Consider the following 19,267-nt stretch of genomic DNA (forward strand, 5'->3'; position numbering starts at 1 on the left):
TTTTTTGGAGCCTGCCATGTCACTTAAACCACTGTTGTTGATCCCTGCTCTAGGTGCCGTATTGCTGTTGTCGGCGTGCGCCGGCCCGATCCCCAAGGCGGACCCGAGCGAGGCCTGGATTGGTCTGAGGGAGGAGGCGCCGAATGATTTGCTGGCCGAGCGCGTGGACGGCAAGCGCGTGGATGACGGGCGCTATTTCGAAGTGACGCCGGGTGATCATCGTCTGGACGTGACGCTTTACGAAGAGGAGCCGGGCGACGACAACCAGCGGGACTGCCAGGGCCGGGTCGAGTACCAGGGCTTCAAGGCGGGTGAACACTACACGCTGGTGGAGTCGAGCCTGGGCACGACCGTGCGCGCATCCTTGAAGGATGGTCACGGCAAGGAAGTCGCGGCGACTCAGGACTTCAATTGCATGCCTGGCTAGGCGTGGTGTATCGCAGCCTTCAGCGGCTTGGCCGGTTTGACGTGGGGATGATGGTGCCGACGGGTAATGCGTAACACCCCCCACAACATGGCGCCGGCTACCGCCAGCCAACCGCAGATCAACATCACAATCGTTGTTGCAAGGCTCATTCAGGCCTCCTTTTACCCCGCAGGGGGCACACACAGTCTTCTCAATGGACAGTCTAGCTACCCGGCGGTTGCCTGCTATTGACCAATGGTCGTGTTCGTCCAACTTGTTTGCTCTATCCCAGGCGCCTGACCCCGGTTTTGGGCTATACCCGCGTGGCGTGGCGCCCTATGATCAGGACCCTCACCGGCAGTTGATCAAGAGAGTACAAAATTGCGGTTACGGTTGAACTTTAAATCATCCCTGTTGCTGGCCTGCGCCATGGGCCTTGCGGCCTGTTCCGGGCATCCGTCGAAACTGCCGGGCTTGCCGGAGCGCGTCGAACTCAATGGTGTGCCGACCTTTCGCAGCGAGGCTTATCAGAGCGGACCTACGGCGTTAGCCAGCATGCTGTCGCAACAAGGCATTGTCATGACACCGGGCTTGCTGGATAAACCACTGCGGTTACCGGGCGGCGAAGCGGACCTGGAGCGCAACATGCAGGTGCTGGCCCGTGAGTACGGGCTGATGGTGTATCCGCTGGATGCCAGGCTGACGGCCGTACTGGCGCAGGTGGCGGCGGGTTATCCGGTGATGGCGCGCGTCGGCGGCGGGCTGTGGTCGGATGCGCACTATGTGGTCGTGGTGGGCTTCAATCAGCAGAAAAGCACGGTGCTGCTGCGCTCGGGCATGGACCGGCGCTTGTTGATGAGCTTCAGCGACTTTGAATCGAAGTGGGCAAGCGCGGGGCACTGGGCGATCCTCACCCAGCGTCCGAGCCAGTTGCCGGCGAATGTGGATACCCAGCGCTGGCGCGACGCGGCGAATGCCACGGCCCAGGCCGGGCAGGAACGGGCGGCGGCGCAGGCGCTTAAAGTGTTGTCAGAAAGAAAGTAAAAAAAACGGCGCTCGATGCGCCGTTTTTTTATGCGCGGGTTATCGACGCACTTCTGCGGCGTTCGGGCGGTTCTTCAGATTCTTGTCGGCCTTGTAGCGCAACGCCACGTCCGGCACCGAGCCGCCTTTGCCGGTCTCGACCCAGCTGCGAATACGGCTGGCATCGGCGAAGTGGGTGAATTTGCCGAACGCATCCAGGATCACCAGCGACACCGGGCGATTGCCCATGCTGGTCACCAGCACCAGGCAATGGCCAGCCTGGTTGGTGAAGCCGGTCTTGGTCAGCTTGATGTCCCAGTTGGCGCGGTTGATCAGGTGGTCAGTGTTGGAGAAACCCAAGGTGTAGTTGGGCTTGCGGAACGCAACGGTCTTTTCCTTGGTGGTGCTCAACTGGCTGAGCAGCGGGTAGTGGCGTGCGGCAGCCAGCAGCTTGCTGAGGTCGCGGGCGGTGGACACGTTGTGGATCGACAGGCCAGTGGGCTCAACATAGTGAGTGCTGGTCATGCCCAGCGCCTTGGCCTTGGCGTTCATCGCCGCGATAAACGCCGGGTAGCCGCCCGGATAATGGTGGGCCAGGCTGGCGGCGGCGCGGTTTTCCGAGGACATCAGGGCGATCAGCAGCATTTCCTTGCGCGGCATTTCGCTGCCGATTTTTACGCGGGAGAACACGCCTTTCATTTCTGGCGTGTCCTTGATGTTGATGTCGATGTACTCGTCCATGTTCTGCTTGGCTTCAAGCACGATCAGGCCGGTCATCAACTTGCTTACCGACGCAATCGGCACCACTACATCGGGGTTGCTGGCATAGATGACTTTATTGGTTTGCAGGTCGACCAGCATGGCGCTGCCGGACGCGATCTGCAGTTTGGACGGATCGCGCGGTGCCTGGGTGGATTCAGCGGCGTGCGCAAAGGTGCCTGTGAAAGCGAAAAATAGGCTGACGATAGAAAGACGAATTTTCACGCGGATGAACTCGCTAAAAAGTAGGAAATACCGTTGAGTAACGGTTTTTTTGATAAATGCCGTTACATTTTAGGAGTATGGACGATGGACTGTCGAATGTTCTTCTAAAACCAGACGAAAGTGCTTAAAAAATAAGAAAAAACAGGTTTTTTTTCGGGCAATAAAAAGCCCTGCGATAAGGCAGGGCTTTTTCAGTACGCCTGGTTATTAACCGTGCAGGGTTTCTGCGGCGTACAGGGTATTTTCCAGCAGGCAGGCACGGGTCATCGGGCCAACGCCGCCGGGCACCGGGGTGATCCAGCCGGCGCGGGGCAGGGCAGTTTCATACACCACGTCGCCTACCAGCTTGCCGTCTTCCTGGCGGTTGATGCCCACGTCGATAACAATCGCGCCTTCCTTGATCCACTCACCCTTGACCAGGCCCGGCTTGCCGGCGGCCACGACGACCAGGTCAGCGCGACCGACGTGGCCGGCCAGATCCTTGGTGAAGCGGTGGGTCACGGTCACGGTGCAGCCGGCCAGCAGCAATTCCATGGCCATTGGGCGGCCGACGATGTTGGAGGCGCCCACGACCACGGCATCCAGGCCATAGAGGTCGACACCGGTGCTTTCCAGCAGGGTCATGATGCCCTTTGGTGTGCACGGGCGCAGCAGCGGGATGCGCTGGGCCAGGCGGCCGACGTTATATGGGTGGAAGCCGTCGACGTCTTTGTCCGGGCGGATGCGCTCCAGCAACTTGGACGCGTCCAGGTGCTCGGGCAGTGGCAGTTGCAGGAGGATGCCGTCGATCGCCGGATTGTCGTTGAGGCCATCGATCAGGTCGGTGAGCGCCTCTTGGGTGGTGGCGGCAGGCAGGTCGTAGGCCTTGGATATAAAGCCGACCTCTTCGCAGTCTTTACGCTTGTGCGAGACATAAACCTGAGAGGCAGGATCGCTGCCGACCAGGATCACCGCGAGGCCCGGCGTGCGCAGGCCTTGCTGGCTGCGCTCGGTGACTCGTTTGGCGATCTGCTGGCGCAGGCTGGCGGCGATTGATTTGCCGTCGATAAGTTGTGCAGTCATTACGCGTGATTAACCATCGAGAGGGGGAGGAAAAGTGCGCGCATTCTCGCACGCCACGGCGCGAGGGCAAAGGCGCTTGGTCTGCAAATTGGCCTAACCCCTTAAATAAAATGAATTTTTTTCAAAAAAGATTTGACGGGTTTCCAGGCCCTCTATACTATTCGTCGCACTTGTCGGGCACAGCCTAGCACTGGTTAAGAAGGTCGAGCAGAATTGTAGTACTGCGAGGCTGGAAGCACTTAGTTTGTAATCCTCCAAGAGTACAGATTAATAAGGCGCCCGTAGCTCAGCTGGATAGAGCATCCGCCTTCTAAGCGGATGGTCGCAGGTTCGAGTCCTGCCGGGTGCGCCATTAGGCAGCTTTGGCACAAGTAGTGTTATATGGTGGGCGTAGCTCAGTTGGTAGAGCACGGGATTGTGACTCCCGTTGTCGAGGGTTCGATCCCCTTCGTCCACCCCATATTTTGAAAAGGCGCCAGATTAATCGTCTGGCGCCTTTGCTTTAAGAGCTTCAAGCGCGGATGTGGTGGAATTGGTAGACACACTGGATTTAGGTTCCAGCGCCGCGAGGCGTAAGAGTTCGAGTCTCTTCATCCGCACCAATTAAAGCTTTGCCAGGCCGTCAGGCGAGGTAAGGTTCAACAAAGAAGATGTTCGAGTTCTTTGTTAATGCAATATGGTGGGCGTAGCTCAGTTGGTAGAGCACGGGATTGTGACTCCCGTTGTCGAGGGTTCGATCCCCTTCGTCCACCCCATATTTGAAAAAGCGCCAGATTAATCATCTGGCGCTTTTTTTTGCATCCGAAAAAGCTGGGGCTCGTTTCTGCGGGCATTTGCGGGCATTGAGCCGCGTGAGGATTCGCGGATTCCGGGTGTCAAGAAAAAAACAAGCATTCTCAATGCCTTGGCGTTAGAATCGTTGCCGGTTTTGAACGTGTAGAACTGATGCTCGGCTATATAGAGGTCAGCACCGCTATTAAATAGCGATAACGGCGCAGTACCTGAAAAAGGGCTGTGCCGTTTTTGTTTGAGCGTTTCGAGTTTCCAAGGCAGGGCGCTTCGTCGTATTTGTGTTTCGCGATGCTGCGGCCGGCCTGTCGGTCTTGCTTGCAAGGTCGGCGGTCAGGGTTTGTTTGCGCACCCTTCTATATATAGAAGGGCTGGCGCAGAGCCCTGGCTTGATGAGCTGTATTTGCTAATGGGCGCAGGTGCATGCGTGCACTTGAACCTACAAATGGCCTGCTGTTTTTTTACCCGTTTCCAGTAGGGTGACTTCTTGAGTTTGACCCTCTAGAATGCATGCCCTTGATTCTGGGGTCGGAAACGGCCGGCTAACGTCTGTGCAACGAGGAATATTCATGCAAGTTTCTGTTGAAAATACTACTGCTATTGAGCGCCGCCTGAGCATCACCGTGCCGGCAGAGCGTATCGAAACTGCGGTCAACAAGCGTCTGCAGCAGACTGCCCAAAAGGCCAAAATCGCTGGTTTCCGTCCGGGCAAAGTGCCAATGAGCGAAATCAAGCGCCGTTTTGGTGCCGATGCGCGTCAGGAAGCGGTAGGTGACGTGATCCAGGCTTCCTTCTACGAAGCCGTTGTTGAGCACAAGCTGAACCCGGCTGGTTCGCCTTCGATCGAGCCTAAGTCCCTGGAAGCTGGCAAGGACCTGGAATACGTTGCCGTATTCGAAGTGTTCCCAGAGTTCGAAGTGGCCGGTTTTGACGGTATCGAAATCGAGCGCCTGAGCGCCGAAGTTGCTGATTCCGACCTGGACAACATGCTGGAAATCCTGCGCAAGCAGAACACCCGTTTCGAAGTGGCCGATCGTGCCGCCCAGAACGAAGACCAACTGAACATCGATTTTGTTGGCAAGGTTGACGGCGAAGTATTCGCTGGCGGCTCCGCCAAGGGCACTCAGCTGGTGCTGGGTTCCAACCGCATGATTCCTGGTTTCGAGGACGGCCTGGTTGGCGCCAAAGCCGGCGAAGAGCGTGTTCTGAGCCTGGCTTTCCCTGCTGACTACCAGAACCTGGACCTGGCTGGCAAAGCTGTCGAGTTCACCGTGACTGTCAACAGCGTTTCCGAGCCTAAGCTGCCCGAGCTGAACGAAGAGTTCTTTGCTCAGTTCGGTATCAAGGAAGCCACTCTCGAAGGTTTCCGCACCGAAGTTCGCAAGAACATGGAGCGCGAGCTGCGTCAGGCGATCAAGTCCAAGGTCAAGAACCAGGTCATGGACGGTCTGCTGGCCGCCAACCCGATCGAAGTGCCTAAGGCTCTGCTGTCCAACGAAGTGGATCGCCTGCGCGTTCAAGCGGTTCAGCAGTTTGGTGGCAACATCAAGCCTGACCAACTGCCGGCCGAGCTGTTCGAAGAACAAGCCAAGCGTCGCGTTGTGCTGGGTCTGGTCGTGGCCGAAGTGGTCAAGCAGTTCGACCTCAAGCCTGACGAAGACCGCGTTCGCGAAATGATCCAGGAAATGGCTTCGGCCTACCAGGAGCCTGAGCAGGTTGTGGCTTGGTACTACAAGAACGACCAGCAACTGAACGAAGTACGTTCGGTTGTGCTGGAAGAACAAGTTGTGGATACTGTTCTGCAGAAGGCTAAGGTGACCGATAAAGCGGTCTCTTACGAAGAAGCAGTCAAGCCGGCGGAAGCAGCACAAGCCGACTGATTGTCCAACTCGTTGGAAATTCAACCATAAGCCAGCCTCGCGCTGGCTTATGCGTTTTCAAGACATGACTATTTGGGAGTAACTGCAGAGCATGTTCCGTAATTCCTATATTCAGCAGAACTCTGATATCCAGGCCGCAGGCGGCCTGGTCCCGATGGTTGTCGAGCAGTCCGCTCGTGGCGAACGCGCCTACGACATCTACTCGCGCCTGCTCAAGGAGCGAGTGATCTTTCTGGTGGGCCCGGTAGAGGACTACATGGCCAACCTGATCTGTGCGCAGCTGCTGTTCCTTGAAGCGGAAAACCCGGACAAGGACATCCATCTCTACATCAACTCGCCGGGCGGTTCGGTAACAGCAGGCATGTCGATCTACGACACCATGCAGTTCATCAAGCCGAATGTCTCGACGACCTGCATTGGCCAGGCCTGCAGCATGGGCGCGTTCCTGCTGACGGCGGGTGCCGAGGGCAAGCGTTACTGCCTGCCGAACTCGCGTGTGATGATTCACCAGCCACTGGGTGGCTTCCAGGGCCAGGCGTCGGACATCGAAATCCATGCCAAGGAAATCCTCTTCATCCGCGAGCGTCTCAACACGCTGATGGCCAAGCACAGCGGGCATACCCTCGAAGAAATCGAGCGCGACACCAACCGCGACAACTTCATGAGCGCCGAAGCCGCACGTGCATACGGGTTGATCGACGCAGTGATCGAAAAGCGCCCCGCTTAATATAAGCCGCTCAAAATAGGGCTGGTCGGCGTGTCCGATCATCGGCGGGCTTGAAAAAGCCCGCATAAGCCTTCATCTTGTGTTGCAAGCCTATCGGATTTGGATCGAACGAATGACTGACACCCGCAACGGCGAGGACAACGGCAAGCTGCTCTATTGCTCCTTCTGTGGCAAAAGCCAGCATGAAGTACGCAAGTTGATTGCCGGCCCCTCGGTCTTTATCTGCGACGAGTGCGTCGACCTGTGCAATGACATCATCCGTGAGGAGGTGCAGGAAGCCCAGGCCGAAAGCAGCGCGCATAAATTGCCTTCGCCTAAAGAAATCAGCGGCATCCTTGATCAATACGTGATTGGTCAAGAGCGTGCAAAGAAGGTTCTGGCCGTAGCGGTGTACAACCACTACAAGCGTCTGAACCAGCGTGACAAGAAAGGCGACGAAGTCGAACTCGGCAAGAGCAACATCTTGCTGATCGGTCCTACAGGCTCAGGTAAAACCCTGCTTGCAGAAACCCTCGCTCGTCTGTTGAATGTTCCGTTCACCATCGCCGACGCCACCACCCTCACCGAGGCTGGCTACGTGGGTGAGGACGTTGAGAACATCATTCAGAAACTGCTGCAGAAGTGCGACTACGACGTAGAGAAAGCCCAGATGGGTATTGTCTACATCGACGAAATCGACAAGATCTCGCGCAAGTCTGACAACCCGTCGATCACTCGGGATGTTTCCGGTGAAGGCGTGCAGCAGGCCCTGTTGAAACTGATCGAAGGCACGGTAGCTTCCGTACCGCCACAAGGCGGCCGCAAGCACCCGCAGCAGGAATTCCTTCAGGTAGATACGCGCAACATCCTGTTTATCTGTGGCGGTGCATTCTCCGGGCTGGAAAAAGTTATCCAGCAACGTTCTACCCGGGGCGGTATCGGTTTCAGTGCAGAAGTGCGCAGCAAGGAAGAAGGCAAGAAGGTGGGCGAGTCCCTGCGTGAAGTCGAGCCTGACGATCTGGTCAAGTTCGGTCTGATCCCCGAATTCGTTGGCCGTTTGCCGGTCCTGGCCACGTTGGACGAGTTGGATGAGGCTGCTCTGATTCAGATCCTCACCGAGCCGAAAAACGCCCTGACCAAGCAATATGCCAAGCTGTTTGAGATGGAAGGTGTGGACCTTGAGTTCCGTACTGACGCACTCAAGTCGGTAGCCAAGCGAGCGCTGGAGCGCAAGACCGGTGCACGTGGTCTGCGTTCTATCCTTGAAGGCGTGTTGCTCGACACCATGTATGAAATCCCCTCGCAGTCCGAGGTGAGTAAAGTGGTGATCGACGAAAGCGTTATAGAAGGTAAGTCCAAGCCACTGTATATCTACGAAAACAGTGAGCCGACTGCCAAGGCTGCGCCAGACGCGTAAGCGTTTCGCAGTTTCGGTACAAACAAGGGGCCCCTAGGGCCCCTTTGTTTTTTGCGCGAGTTTTTATCCTGACGCGTTTACTGCGTTTAACTGCTGGCAATAAGCTTGTTTTTTTTGCATGCAGCCCCCATCTTGGTTTCAAGCTTATTTTTGAACTGTCATAGAGGCGAAATCATGAAGACAACCATTGAATTGCCTCTCCTGCCGTTGCGTGATGTCGTCGTCTATCCGCACATGGTTATCCCGCTGTTCGTGGGGCGCGAGAAGTCTATCGAAGCCCTTGAGGCAGCGATGACGGGCGACAAGCAGATCCTGCTGTTGGCCCAGAGAAATCCTGCTGATGATGATCCAGGCGAAGACGCCCTGTATCGCGTCGGTACCATTGCCACCGTTCTGCAACTGCTGAAACTGCCTGATGGCACCGTCAAGGTGCTGGTGGAAGGCGAGCAACGTGGGGCGGTAGAGCGTTTCATGGAGGTGGATGGTCACCTGCGCGCCGAAGTGGCGCTGATCGACGAAGTCGAAGCCCCTGAGCGCGAATCCGAGGTTTTTGTACGCAGCCTGCTCTCGCAGTTCGAGCAGTATGTGCAGCTGGGCAAGAAAGTCCCGGCTGAAGTCCTGTCTTCCCTCAACAGCATTGATGAGCCAAGCCGCCTGGTCGACACCATGGCCGCGCACATGGCGCTGAAGATCGAGCAGAAGCAAGACATCCTCGAAATCATCGAGCTGTCGGCCCGTGTTGAACACGTGCTGGCGTTGCTGGATGCGGAGATCGACCTGTTGCAGGTTGAAAAGCGCATCCGTGGTCGTGTGAAGAAGCAAATGGAGCGCAGCCAGCGCGAGTACTACCTGAATGAGCAGATGAAGGCCATTCAGAAAGAGCTCGGCGACAGCGAGGATGGCCACAACGAAATCGAAGAGCTGAAAAAGCGCATCGATGCCGCCGGCCTGCCGAAAGACGCCCTGACCAAGGCCAATGCCGAGCTGAACAAGCTCAAGCAGATGTCGCCGATGTCCGCTGAAGCCACTGTGGTGCGTTCGTACATTGACTGGCTGGTGCAGGTGCCGTGGAAGGCTCAGACCAAGGTGCGTCTGGACCTGACCCGTGCCGAAGAAATTCTCGACGCCGATCACTATGGCCTCGAAGAAGTCAAAGAACGGATCCTCGAATACCTCGCCGTGCAAAAGCGTGTGAAGAAAATTCGTGGTCCGGTGTTGTGCCTGGTTGGTCCTCCTGGGGTCGGTAAAACCTCCCTGGCCGAGTCGATTGCCAGTGCCACCAACCGCAAATTCGTACGCATGGCCCTCGGCGGTGTGCGTGACGAGGCGGAAATCCGTGGTCATCGCCGGACTTACATCGGTTCGATGCCAGGAAGATTGATTCAAAAGATGACAAAAGTGGGAGTGCGCAATCCGCTGTTCCTGCTCGATGAAATCGACAAAATGGGCAGCGACATGCGTGGCGATCCGGCATCGGCGTTGCTGGAAGTGCTCGACCCTGAACAAAACCACAACTTCAACGACCATTACCTGGAAGTCGACTACGACTTGTCCGACGTAATGTTCCTGTGCACCTCCAATTCCATGAACATTCCACCGGCCTTGCTGGACCGGATGGAGGTGATTCGTCTGCCGGGCTACACCGAAGACGAGAAGATCAATATCGCGGTCAAATACCTCGCGCCCAAGCAGATTTCGGCCAACGGCCTGAAGAAGGGCGAGATCGAATTTGACATCGAAGCGATCCGCGACATCGTGCGTTACTACACCCGCGAGGCCGGTGTACGGGGCCTTGAGCGCCAGATCGCGAAGATTTGCCGCAAGGCGGTCAAAGAGCACGCGCTGGAAAAACGCTTCTCGGTGAAGGTCGTGGCCGATTCCCTGGAGCACTTCCTGGGCGTGAAGAAATTCCGCTACGGCCTGGCCGAGCAGCAGGATCAGGTAGGGCAGGTGACTGGCCTGGCGTGGACCCAGGTGGGCGGCGAGTTGCTGACCATCGAAGCCGCGGTGATTCCGGGTAAAGGCCAACTGATCAAGACCGGTTCCCTGGGTGACGTGATGGTCGAATCCATCACCGCCGCGCAGACCGTGGTGCGCAGCCGCGCCAGGAGCCTGGGGATTCCCCTGGACTTCCACGAGAAGCACGACACCCACATCCACATGCCGGAAGGGGCGACGCCTAAAGACGGCCCTAGCGCTGGCGTAGGCATGTGCACGGCGTTGGTGTCGGCATTGACCGGCATTCCGGTGCGTGCGGATGTGGCCATGACGGGGGAAATCACCCTGCGTGGTCAAGTATTGGCGATCGGTGGTCTGAAAGAGAAATTGCTTGCCGCACATCGGGGTGGTATCAAGACCGTGATCATTCCTGAAGAGAATGTTCGCGACTTGAAGGAAATTCCTGACAACATCAAGCAGGATCTTCAGATTAAACCGGTTAAATGGATTGACGAGGTCCTGCAAATTGCGCTGCAATACGCGCCGGAGCCCTTGCCGGATGTGGCCCCGGAGATAGTTGCCAAGGACGAAAAACGAGAGTCTGATTCCAAGGAAAGAATTAGCACGCATTAATGTGAATAAGCCTGGTGGCTTCCTTGACAGCTTTTTAGAGCCCTTGTTATAAAGCGGCTCTTAAGTGTCTGTAGGCCATTCAGCACTGATTTTTGCTGTTTACCAAAAAACTTAGAATCATACTCAATAGATATATAAGGGGACTTAGAGTGAACAAGTCGGAACTGATTGATGCTATCGCTGCATCCGCTGATATCCCGAAAGCTGCTGCTGGCCGTGCGCTGGATGCAGTAATCGAATCCGTCACTGGCGCTCTGAAGGCCGGCGACTCCGTGGTACTGGTAGGCTTCGGTACTTTCTCTGTGACTGACCGCCCAGCTCGCACTGGCCGCAACCCACAGACTGGCAAAGCACTGGAAATCGCTGCTGCCAAGAAACCAGGTTTCAAAGCCGGTAAAGCCCTGAAAGAAGCCGTCAACTAAGCTTCGATCAAGCCTTTGCTACCCGGGTCGGACGCAGGTCTGGCCTGGCAGCGGAGCGGCAGCTGACCCACCTATCCATTGGGTCGCCACGCCGGGGGTGCAGGTTCAACCCCCCGTCCGCTCCGCCAGTTACGAGAAGGCGCATCCTCGGATGCGCCTTTCTTCTATCCGGACTCTACCCACGCTCCACGGTTGCCAATTTTTGAAGTTCAACCGTTTCTGGGGGACGCATGCTGCAAAATATCAGGGACAATTCACAAGGCTGGATTGCCAAGACCATTATCGGGATCATCGTCGCATTGATGGCGTTCACCGGTATCGAGGCCATTTTCCAGGCTTCGGGTAATAACAAGCAGGACGTGGCCAAGGTCAACGGTGAAGAAATCACCCAGACCGAGCTGAGCCAGGCCGTCGACATGCAACGTCGCCAGCTGATGCAACAGTTGGGCAAGGATTTCGATGCTTCGCTGCTGGACGAAAAACTGCTGCGCGAAGCGGCCCTCAAAGGCCTGATTGATCGCAAGCTGCTGCTGCAAGGCGCCGCCGATTCCAAATTCGGTTTCTCTGAAGCTGCATTGGACCAAGTGATCCTGCAAACGCCGGAATTCCAGGTCGACGGCAAGTTCAGCGCCGAACGCTTTGACCAGGTGATCCGTCAGTTGGGCTACAGCCGTCTGCAGTTCCGTCAGATGATGACCCAGGAAATGCTGATCGGCCAGGTTCGCGCAGGCATTGCCGGCAGCGGTTTCGTCACTGATGCCGAAGTGCTCGCATTCGCCCGTCTGGAAAAACAGACCCGCGATTTCGCCACCGTCAACATCAAGGCCAACCCTGCGGCGGTGAAACTCGCCGACGACGAGGTCAAGGCTTACTACGACCAGCACGCCAAAGAGTTCATGACCCCGGACCAGGTGGTCATCGACTATCTGGAATTGAAGAAGTCTTCCTTCTTCGACCAGGTCAACGTCAAGGACGATGAGCTGCAGGCTGCCTACGAGAAGGAAACCGCCAACCTCGCTGAACAGCGTCGTGCCGCGCACATCCTGATTGAAGTCAATGACAAGGTCACCGAGGCGCAAGCCAAGGCCAAGATCGAAGGCATCCAGGCGCGCCTGGCCAAGGGTGAGAAGTTCGAAGCCCTGGCCAAGGAGTTCTCCCAGGACCCAGGTTCGGCCAACAATGGCGGTGACCTCGGCTTTGCCGGCCCTGGCGTTTATGACCCGGACTTCGAAACCGCGCTGTACGGCTTGAAGCAAGACCAGGTGTCGGCGCCAGTGCGCACTACCTTCGGTTTGCATCTGATCAAGTTGCTGGGCGTTGAGGCGCCTGAAGTGCCATCGTTCGCCAGCCTGAAAGACAAGCTGACCCGCGAGCTCAAGGCACAGCAGGTTGAACAGCGTTTTGTCGAAGCGACCAAGCAATTGGAAGATGCGGCATTCGAAGCGTCGGACCTGGCTCAACCTGCCTCCGACCTGAAGCTGACCGTGCACACCTCCGCGCCGTTTGGCCGTGAAGGTGGCGAAGGTGTTGCGGCCAACCGTGCCGTGGTCACCGCAGCGTTCAGCCCGGAAGTGCTGGATGAAGGTGCCAACAGCACCGCCATTGAGCTGGACCCGGAAACCATCATCGTGCTGCGTGCCAAAGAGCACCGCAAACCGGCGCAACTGCCGCTGGAAAGCGTTGCCGCGGCAATCCGCACCCAGATGGCCAAGGAGCGCGCCAGCGCGGCTGCCAAGACTCACGCTGACGAGCTGATCGCCAGCCTGCGTGATGGCAAGACGCCGCTGAACCAACCGGTTGACGGCCAGGCGTGGAAAGTCACTGAAGCGGCTAGCCGCAGTGCGGAAGCGATTGATCCTGCCGTGCTGCAAGCCCTGTTCCGCATGCCTAAGCCTGCGGCCAAGGACAAGCCGACCTTCACCACCGTGACCCTGGCTGACGGTAGCCTGGCGATCGTGCGCTTGAACGGTGTGAATGAAGCTGCAGCCCCATCGGACGAAGAAAAGGCGCAATACCGCCAATACCTCGCTTCCCGTGTCGGCCAGCAAGACTTCGCGGCGTACCGCAAGCAGTTGGAAACCCAGGCTGACATCAAGAAGTTCTGATGGCGGTTTGAATAAAAAACCCCCGGCCTGAAAAGACCGGGGGTTTTTTTATGTCCACTGTTTTATCGGTGCTTGGCCACGGCCAGGAGCATCAATCCCACCACCGCCCACGGGAACGCACTGACGCCCCAGCGCTGCAGCAGGAGGCCGCCTATCAGGCCGCCGCCAGCAATTCCCAGGTTCCACACGGTCACCAGCATCGACTGCGCGGCATCCGCCGATTCCCCTGCTGATTTGGCCAGCGCTGTTTGCAGCAAAGCCGGCAGACCGCCGAACGCCAGGCCCCATAACGCGACAGCGATGTAGACCGCCACCGGCACGTCGATCCAGACCACCAGCGCCAAGCCGATCAGGCCAAACAATGCGCAACTGATCAGCAGCAGTGTGCGCAGCCACCGGTCAATCAATACCCCGGTCAGCCAGATGCTCAGCAGCGCGGCGAGGCCAAACACCAGCAGCACCCGGTCGATGTCGGTGGCAAGTGCGGCGGGCACCAGCAATGGAGCGATGTAGGTATAGAGAATGTTGTGGGCCAAGACGTAGGTAAAGGTCACCCACAACACAGGGCGGATGCCGGGCAATGCAAGTACTTGGCGTAATCCCAGGCGCTTGCCCGTCGGTTGACCCGCGAAGTCGGGCAGTTGCCAGCGAGCCCATATCAGCAGCACCAGCGTGAGGCCGGTCATGATCGCAAAGCTCAGTCGCCAGCCAACGGCCGCACCGAGCCAGGTTCCCGCTGGCACGCCCAGGGACAAGGCCAGTGGTGCGCCGAGCATTGCCACGGCGATTGCCCGGCCTTGCAAATGTGGCGCGACCATTCGGCTGGCGTAACCCGCCAATAGCGCCCAAAGCAGCCCGGCAAACACCCCGGCAAAAAAACGCGCCACCAGCGTCAGCCCATAGTGGCTGGAGAAGGCCGTTACGCTGTTGACCAAGGCAAAGCCGCCGATGGCGATCAGCAGCAGCGGGCGTCTGCGCCAACCTCGGGTCAGCAGCGTGAGTGGGATGGCTGCCAATAACGATCCAAGGGCGTAGAGGGTGACCAGTTGGCCAACCAGTGCTGGCGACACGCCGAGGCCTTCGCCCATCTGCGGTAGCAGCCCGGCGGGCATGGCTTCGGTGAGGATGGTGATGAATCCCGCCGAGGCCAGGGCCAGCAGGCCGCCCAAAGGCAGGGATTCGTGTCGGGCTGTGGCGGCGGCATCAGCCAGTGAAGCGTTAGAGCTCATAGCGCTGTTTCCATACGAAAGGGCAAGCCAGCAGAGTAGGGGGCTGTGACTGATGGAAAAACAGGCTAAGGTTCCGAACTTATCGGACGTGGATGTCCGTAATCAGCTGAGGCAGGATCATGGACAGTTTGGGCAGCCTGTCGGTATTTGTGCAGGTGGCGGAGACCCGCAGCTTTACCGTCGCCGGGCGGGTATTGGGTGTGTCGTCTTCGGCCGTGGGCAAAAGCATTGCGCGGATGGAAGAGCGTCTGGGTGTGCGGCTGTTTCATCGCAGTACACGCAGCATTACCCTGACGGGAGAGGGCGCGCTGTTCCTTGAGCGTTCACGGCGGATTCTGGCCGAAGTCGAAGCGGCGGAGCGCGAGTTGACCGAAGCCAGTGCGACGCCTCGGGGCAAGTTGCGCATCAGCGTGCCACAAGTGCGCGGCCTGCTGATGCCGGTGCTCAGTGACTTCATGCGTGCGTACCCGGATATCGAGCTGGATGTGGATTTTTCCGACCGCATGGTGGACGTGATCGAGGAAGGGTTCGATGCGGTAATTCGTACCGGCAAGCCGGAAGATTCGCGCTTGATGGCCCGTCATCTGGGGCATTACCAACTGGTGCTGGTGGGCACGCCGGCGTACTTCGTGCAGCACGGCACGCCGCAACAACCCGAGCATTTAAATGGACACGCCTGCCTGCGTCACAAGTTCTGCGCCACCGGTAAGCTGGAACCCTGGCCGTTGCGCCTGGAGCCCGGTGCTGGCGAACTGACGTTGCGCACTTCGCTGGCCAGCACCACTATCGAGTCGCTCAACCATGTGGTCCACGAAGGGCTGGGGATTGCTTGCCTGCCTGACTACATGGTCAACCAGGCGGTGCGCGAGGGACGACTGCAACGGGTGCTGGATGATTATCTGGAGCACCGTGGCAGTTTCTGGATGTTGTGGCCATCAAGTCGCCATGCTTCGGCCAAGTTGCGCGTGCTTATAGATCATATGTGCGCAGGGCTTTTTCCCACAGTCGCCATGCTGTAGCCCTGTGACGTTTTACCGACAGGAATGTGCGCGCCAAGGCCTCGTTCTGTTGCACAATACCGCCCGGACTGTTTTCTTCAGGATTATCGATGTCGACATCATTTCACTTGCGTAGCCTCGGGCTGGCGCTGGTGTTGGCGGGCGCCGCGGGCTGCTCGTCACCCAAACCCGCTATTTATGAACATGAGAGTTTCGACGACTCCGGCACGTTTTCCAGGGATTACCCGGTCAGTGATGCCGCGGCGTGCGAAGCGGCGCGGCGTGCCTTGCTGAGCCAGGGCTACATCATCACCAGCAGCGATCCCAAGGTCGTCGTCGGTAACAAAAGCTTCCAGCAGACCGGCGAAACCCATCTGCAGATCAGCTTCAACGTGGTGTGTGCCGATGATGGCAAAGGCACCAACCATTCGACGATGTTCGCCAACGCCCTGCAGGACCGTTACGCGCTGAAGAAGGTCAACAACTCCGCGAGCCTGGGTGTGGGCGTACTGGGATCGGTATCGATGCCGATCGGCTCCACCGATGACTCGATGGTCAAGGTGGCCAGTGAGACGGTGTCCGCGCCGAAGTTCTACGAGCGTTACTTTGCGCTGGTGGACGTGTTCCTGCCCCAGGAAGTGAAGAAGGCCGAGCATATTCCCGAGCAGCCCAAGGCTGACCTGGGTGTGCCGGAGCCCAAGGCGGCACCGCTGGTCGAGAAGGTCGAGGCGCCAAAGGAAGAGCCTGCTGCGTCAGACCCGGTGGCACCACCGGCAGAGCCTGCGCCCATTGCGCCGCAGGAAGAGCCGGCACCGACGCCAACGCCAGCACCGACCCATCCGGACCTGCCGGCACCGACCGAAGCCATTCCGCCCCTGCCGACGCCTGCGCAGTAGATCAGACTGCTACGGGGTCGGCCTTGTCGACGTTGATCCCGTAGCGCTTGATCGCCTCACTGACTTTATCGCGACCGATCACGTTGTCATCGGCCAGTGCCTTCAAGGCTGCCAGCGCGACGAAATACCGGTCCACCTCAAAAAACTCCCGTAGTGTTTCCCGGGTGTCCGATTGCCCGAAACCATCGGTGCCCAACGCGATAAAGCGCCGTCCCGGCACGAACGGACGAATCTGATCGGCGAACAGTTTCATGTAGTCCGTCGCCACCACCACTGGCCCCGTTTGTCCGGCCAGGCATTGCTCTGCATAACTTACGCGCGGCTCACTTTCCGGGTGCAGCAGGTTCCAGCGTTCGGCCGCATGCCCGTCACGGCGCAACTCGGTGAGGCTGGTCACACTCCACACATTGCTTTGCACGCCGAAGTCGTTGGCCAGCAGTTCAGCGGCGGCGATCACTTCTCGCAGGATCGAGCCACTGCCCATCAGTTGTACCTGTGCCTGAGGGCTGGCGCTGAGCAGGTACATGCCCTTGAGAATGCCGTGTTCCACGCCCTCGGGCATCGCCGGGTGCGGGTAGTTTTCGTTGAGCAGGGTGATGTAGTAGTAAATGTCTTCCTGCTCGACGTACATGCGCCGCATGCCCTCGCGAATAATTACCGCCAGTTCGTAGGCAAAGGTCGGGTCATAGGAGATGCAGCACGGAATCACCGACGAGAGGATATGGCTATGTCCGTCGTCATGCTGCAAGCCTTCGCCCATCAGCGTGGTGCGCCCGGCGGTGGCGCCCAGCAGGAAACCGCGTGCCCGTGCATCGCCTGCTGCCCAGGCCAGGTCGCCGACGCGCTGGAAACCGAACATCGAATAGAAGATATAGAACGGCACGGTCATCAGGCCGTGGTTGCTGTAGGACGTGCTGGCCGCAATCCACGAGGAAATCGCGCCGGACTCATTCAGACCTTCCTGCATGATCTGTCCGTCCTTGCTCTCCTTGTAATAGCTCAACTGGCCGGAGTCCTGTGGGGTGTAGAGCTGGCCGACGGCGGAGTGGATGCCGATCTGACGGAACAGGCTTTCCATGCCGAAGGTGCGCGACTCGTCCGGCACGATAGGCACGATCAGCTTGCCCAGGTGCGGGTCCTTGAGCAGGGTGCCGAGGATGCGCACGAAGGCCATGGTGGTGGAAATCGCGCGCTCACCAGTGTCCTTGAGTTGAGTGGCGAAGGCGCTCAGTTCGGGGATCTGCAACGATTCGACCGCAGTGTGGCGCGCGGGTACATACCCACCCAGGGCCTGGCGCCGTGCGGCGAAGTAGCGGGCTTCTTCGCTGTCGGCTGGGGGCTTGAGATACTGAATATCAGCGAGTTGCTCGTCCGGCACTTCCAGGCCGAAGCGGTCGCGGAAGGCTTTGACGGCATCGGCGCCCATCTTCTTAAGTTGGTGGTTGATGTTCTGGCCTTCGCCGGCTTCGCCCATGCCAAAGCCCTTTACCGTTTTTGCCAGGATCACCGTGGGTTGGCCACTGTGACGCACGGCGGCGGCATAGGCGTTGTAGACCTTGTCCGGGTCATGGCCGCCCCGTGAGAGTTTCCAGATATCGTCATCGGACAGGTCCGCAACCAGTGCCAGCAACTCCGGGTATTTGCCGAAAAAGTGTTCGCGCACGTAGGCGCCGTTCTGGGATTTGTAGTTCTGATAGTCACCGTCCACGCATTCCATCATGCGTTGGCGCAACAGACCGCTTGTGTCCTTTTCCAGCAATGCATCCCAGCCGCCGCCCCAGATCACTTTGATCACATTCCAGCCGGCGGCGCGGTACAGGCTTTCGAACTCCTGGATTACCTTGGCATTGCCGCGTACCGGGCCATCCAGGCGTTGCAGGTTGCAGTTGACCACGAAGATCAGATTGTCGAGCTTCTCGCGTCCGGCCAGGGAGATAGCGGCCAGGGATTCCGGTTGGTCCATTTCGCCATCACCGAGAAATGCCCACACCTTGCGGCCCTGGTGTTGCTTGAGGTCACGAAACTCCAGGTAGCGCATAAAGCGCGCCTGATAGGCCGCCGTGATTGGCCCGAGCCCCATGGACACAGTGGGAAATTGCCAGAAGTCCGGCATCAGGCGTGGGTGGGGGTAGGACGAAATACCTTCGCCACCGGCTTCGCGGCGGAAGTTGTCCAGCTGTGCTTCGCTGATGCGGCCTTCGAGGTAGGCGCGGCCGTAGATGCCCGGCGACGAGTGTCCCTGAATGTACACCAGGTCGCCGTCGAAGCTGTCGGTGCGGCCACGGAAGAAGTGGTCGAAACCGACGTCATACAGCACAGCGGCTGACGCATAAGTAGCAATATGCCCACCCACCCCGGAGTGTTTGCCTGCGCGCAGCACCATGGCCATGGCGTTCCAACGGATAAACGCATTGGTGCGGCGTTCGATGGCCAGGTTGCCGGGGTAGGGCAACTGGCGATCCACCGCGATGGTATTGACGTAAGGCGTGGTCACCCGCCCGTAGAAGTCGCCATGCCGCGCTACGTCGAAGTCCAGCAACTGATCGATCAGGTAATGGGCACGCGGGCGGCCTTCGGCGGACAGCACCGACTCGATGGACTCCAGCCACTCGCGGGTTTCCTGTGGATCTGCGTCGCGTCCGACTGCGTTATTCGGGGTCATGTGAGGCTCCAGGATAGGCGGATTTCAAGTGGCGGGCTCCTTGTGGGAGCGCCGTCAAAAGTGGTTGCAATTGCAACTACATGGGCGAATTTAGCGCGGCATGAGCTACTATTGCAA

The 19,267-nt window shown here is 58.4% G+C and carries 15 protein-coding genes and 4 tRNA genes; 14 read left to right on the plus strand and 5 right to left on the minus strand.

The annotated features are described in order from the left end of the window. Window positions 1-16: 16 nt before the first annotated feature. Window positions 17-427, plus strand: a complete 411-nt coding sequence (locus tag AOA60_RS25230; RefSeq protein WP_099586639.1) for a hypothetical protein — start codon at window positions 17-19, stop codon at window positions 425-427. Here the strand turns inward: AOA60_RS25230 and AOA60_RS33105 are convergent. Then, window positions 424-576: a hypothetical protein gene (locus AOA60_RS33105; protein ID WP_178075418.1), complete on the minus strand. Its 153-nt coding sequence runs from the start codon at window positions 574-576 to the stop codon at window positions 424-426. The genes AOA60_RS25230 and AOA60_RS33105 overlap by 4 nt on opposite strands. A 211-nt stretch (window positions 577-787) precedes the next feature. On the opposite strand from AOA60_RS33105, the gene AOA60_RS25235 reads away from it, so the two are divergent. Next, on the plus strand, window positions 788-1,450 hold the full coding sequence (locus AOA60_RS25235; protein WP_099586640.1) for a C39 family peptidase: 663 nt from the start codon (window positions 788-790) through the stop codon (window positions 1,448-1,450). A gap of 39 nt (window positions 1,451-1,489) precedes the next feature. Here AOA60_RS25235 and pbpG read toward each other — a convergent pair whose 3' ends face one another. Both pbpG and folD read right to left on the minus strand, forming a co-directional pair. Beyond that, window positions 1,490-2,413: a D-alanyl-D-alanine endopeptidase gene (gene pbpG / locus AOA60_RS25240; protein ID WP_099586641.1), complete on the minus strand. Its 924-nt coding sequence runs from the start codon at window positions 2,411-2,413 to the stop codon at window positions 1,490-1,492. A gap of 207 nt (window positions 2,414-2,620) precedes the next feature. Next, window positions 2,621-3,475 carry a bifunctional methylenetetrahydrofolate dehydrogenase/methenyltetrahydrofolate cyclohydrolase FolD gene (gene folD, locus AOA60_RS25245; protein WP_095184382.1) on the minus strand — a complete coding sequence of 285 codons (855 nt, stop codon included), beginning with the start codon at window positions 3,473-3,475 and terminating at the stop codon, window positions 2,621-2,623. 275 nt (window positions 3,476-3,750) lie between these two features. Between folD and AOA60_RS25250 the strand changes: the two genes are divergently transcribed. The 10 genes from AOA60_RS25250 (at window position 3,751) to AOA60_RS25295 (ending at window position 13,365) form a co-directional block, all read left to right on the plus strand. After that, a tRNA-Arg gene (locus AOA60_RS25250) sits at window positions 3,751-3,827 on the plus strand. A gap of 32 nt (window positions 3,828-3,859) precedes the next feature. Further along, window positions 3,860-3,935, plus strand: a tRNA-His gene (locus AOA60_RS25255). Between the two features lie 57 nt (window positions 3,936-3,992). After that, window positions 3,993-4,077: transfer RNA gene (locus AOA60_RS25260), tRNA-Leu, on the plus strand. Window positions 4,078-4,154: 77 nt separating this feature from the next. Next, window positions 4,155-4,230: transfer RNA gene (locus AOA60_RS25265), tRNA-His, on the plus strand. Window positions 4,231-4,833: 603 nt separating this feature from the next. After that, window positions 4,834-6,144: a trigger factor gene (gene tig / locus AOA60_RS25270; RefSeq protein ID WP_099586642.1), complete on the plus strand. Its 1,311-nt coding sequence runs from the start codon at window positions 4,834-4,836 to the stop codon at window positions 6,142-6,144. 91 nt (window positions 6,145-6,235) lie between these two features. Then, window positions 6,236-6,871 (plus strand): ATP-dependent Clp endopeptidase proteolytic subunit ClpP, encoded by a 636-nt coding sequence (gene clpP / locus AOA60_RS25275; protein WP_083357884.1) that lies wholly within the window; start codon window positions 6,236-6,238, stop codon window positions 6,869-6,871. 112 nt (window positions 6,872-6,983) lie between these two features. Continuing rightward, a complete protein-coding gene (clpX, locus tag AOA60_RS25280) occupies window positions 6,984-8,267 on the plus strand; it encodes an ATP-dependent Clp protease ATP-binding subunit ClpX (protein ID WP_003238279.1) in 1,284 nt (427 codons plus the stop codon). 174 nt (window positions 8,268-8,441) lie between these two features. Continuing rightward, entirely contained in the window at window positions 8,442-10,838 is a 2,397-nt protein-coding gene (lon, locus tag AOA60_RS25285) for an endopeptidase La (RefSeq protein ID WP_099586643.1), read from the plus strand. Between the two features lie 149 nt (window positions 10,839-10,987). Further along, window positions 10,988-11,260 carry an HU family DNA-binding protein gene (locus AOA60_RS25290; protein ID WP_099586644.1) on the plus strand — a complete coding sequence of 91 codons (273 nt, stop codon included), beginning with the start codon at window positions 10,988-10,990 and terminating at the stop codon, window positions 11,258-11,260. A gap of 230 nt (window positions 11,261-11,490) precedes the next feature. Further along, window positions 11,491-13,365: a SurA N-terminal domain-containing protein gene (locus AOA60_RS25295; protein ID WP_099586645.1), complete on the plus strand. Its 1,875-nt coding sequence runs from the start codon at window positions 11,491-11,493 to the stop codon at window positions 13,363-13,365. A gap of 62 nt (window positions 13,366-13,427) precedes the next feature. Here the strand turns inward: AOA60_RS25295 and AOA60_RS25300 are convergent, their stop codons facing one another. After that, a complete protein-coding gene (locus tag AOA60_RS25300; RefSeq protein ID WP_099586646.1) occupies window positions 13,428-14,594 on the minus strand; it encodes an MFS transporter in 1,167 nt (388 codons plus the stop codon). A 119-nt stretch (window positions 14,595-14,713) separates the two neighbouring features. Between AOA60_RS25300 and AOA60_RS25305 the strand changes: the two genes are divergently transcribed. Further along, window positions 14,714-15,613, plus strand: coding sequence for a LysR substrate-binding domain-containing protein (locus AOA60_RS25305; RefSeq protein WP_099586647.1), 900 nt, complete (start codon window positions 14,714-14,716; stop codon window positions 15,611-15,613). Between the two features lie 89 nt (window positions 15,614-15,702). Beyond that, window positions 15,703-16,488 carry a DUF2242 domain-containing protein gene (locus tag AOA60_RS25310; protein WP_099586648.1) on the plus strand — a complete coding sequence of 262 codons (786 nt, stop codon included), beginning with the start codon at window positions 15,703-15,705 and terminating at the stop codon, window positions 16,486-16,488. A 1-nt stretch (window position 16,489) separates the two neighbouring features. Here AOA60_RS25310 and aceE read toward each other — a convergent pair whose 3' ends face one another. Then, on the minus strand, window positions 16,490-19,150 hold the full coding sequence (gene aceE, locus AOA60_RS25315) for a pyruvate dehydrogenase (acetyl-transferring), homodimeric type (RefSeq protein ID WP_099586649.1): 2,661 nt from the start codon (window positions 19,148-19,150) through the stop codon (window positions 16,490-16,492). Window positions 19,151-19,267 lie beyond the last annotated feature (117 nt).

It is taken from the genome of Pseudomonas sp. 2822-17, assembly GCF_002742485.1.
In the GTDB taxonomy this organism is placed as follows: domain Bacteria; phylum Pseudomonadota; class Gammaproteobacteria; order Pseudomonadales; family Pseudomonadaceae; genus Aquipseudomonas; species Aquipseudomonas cyclaminis.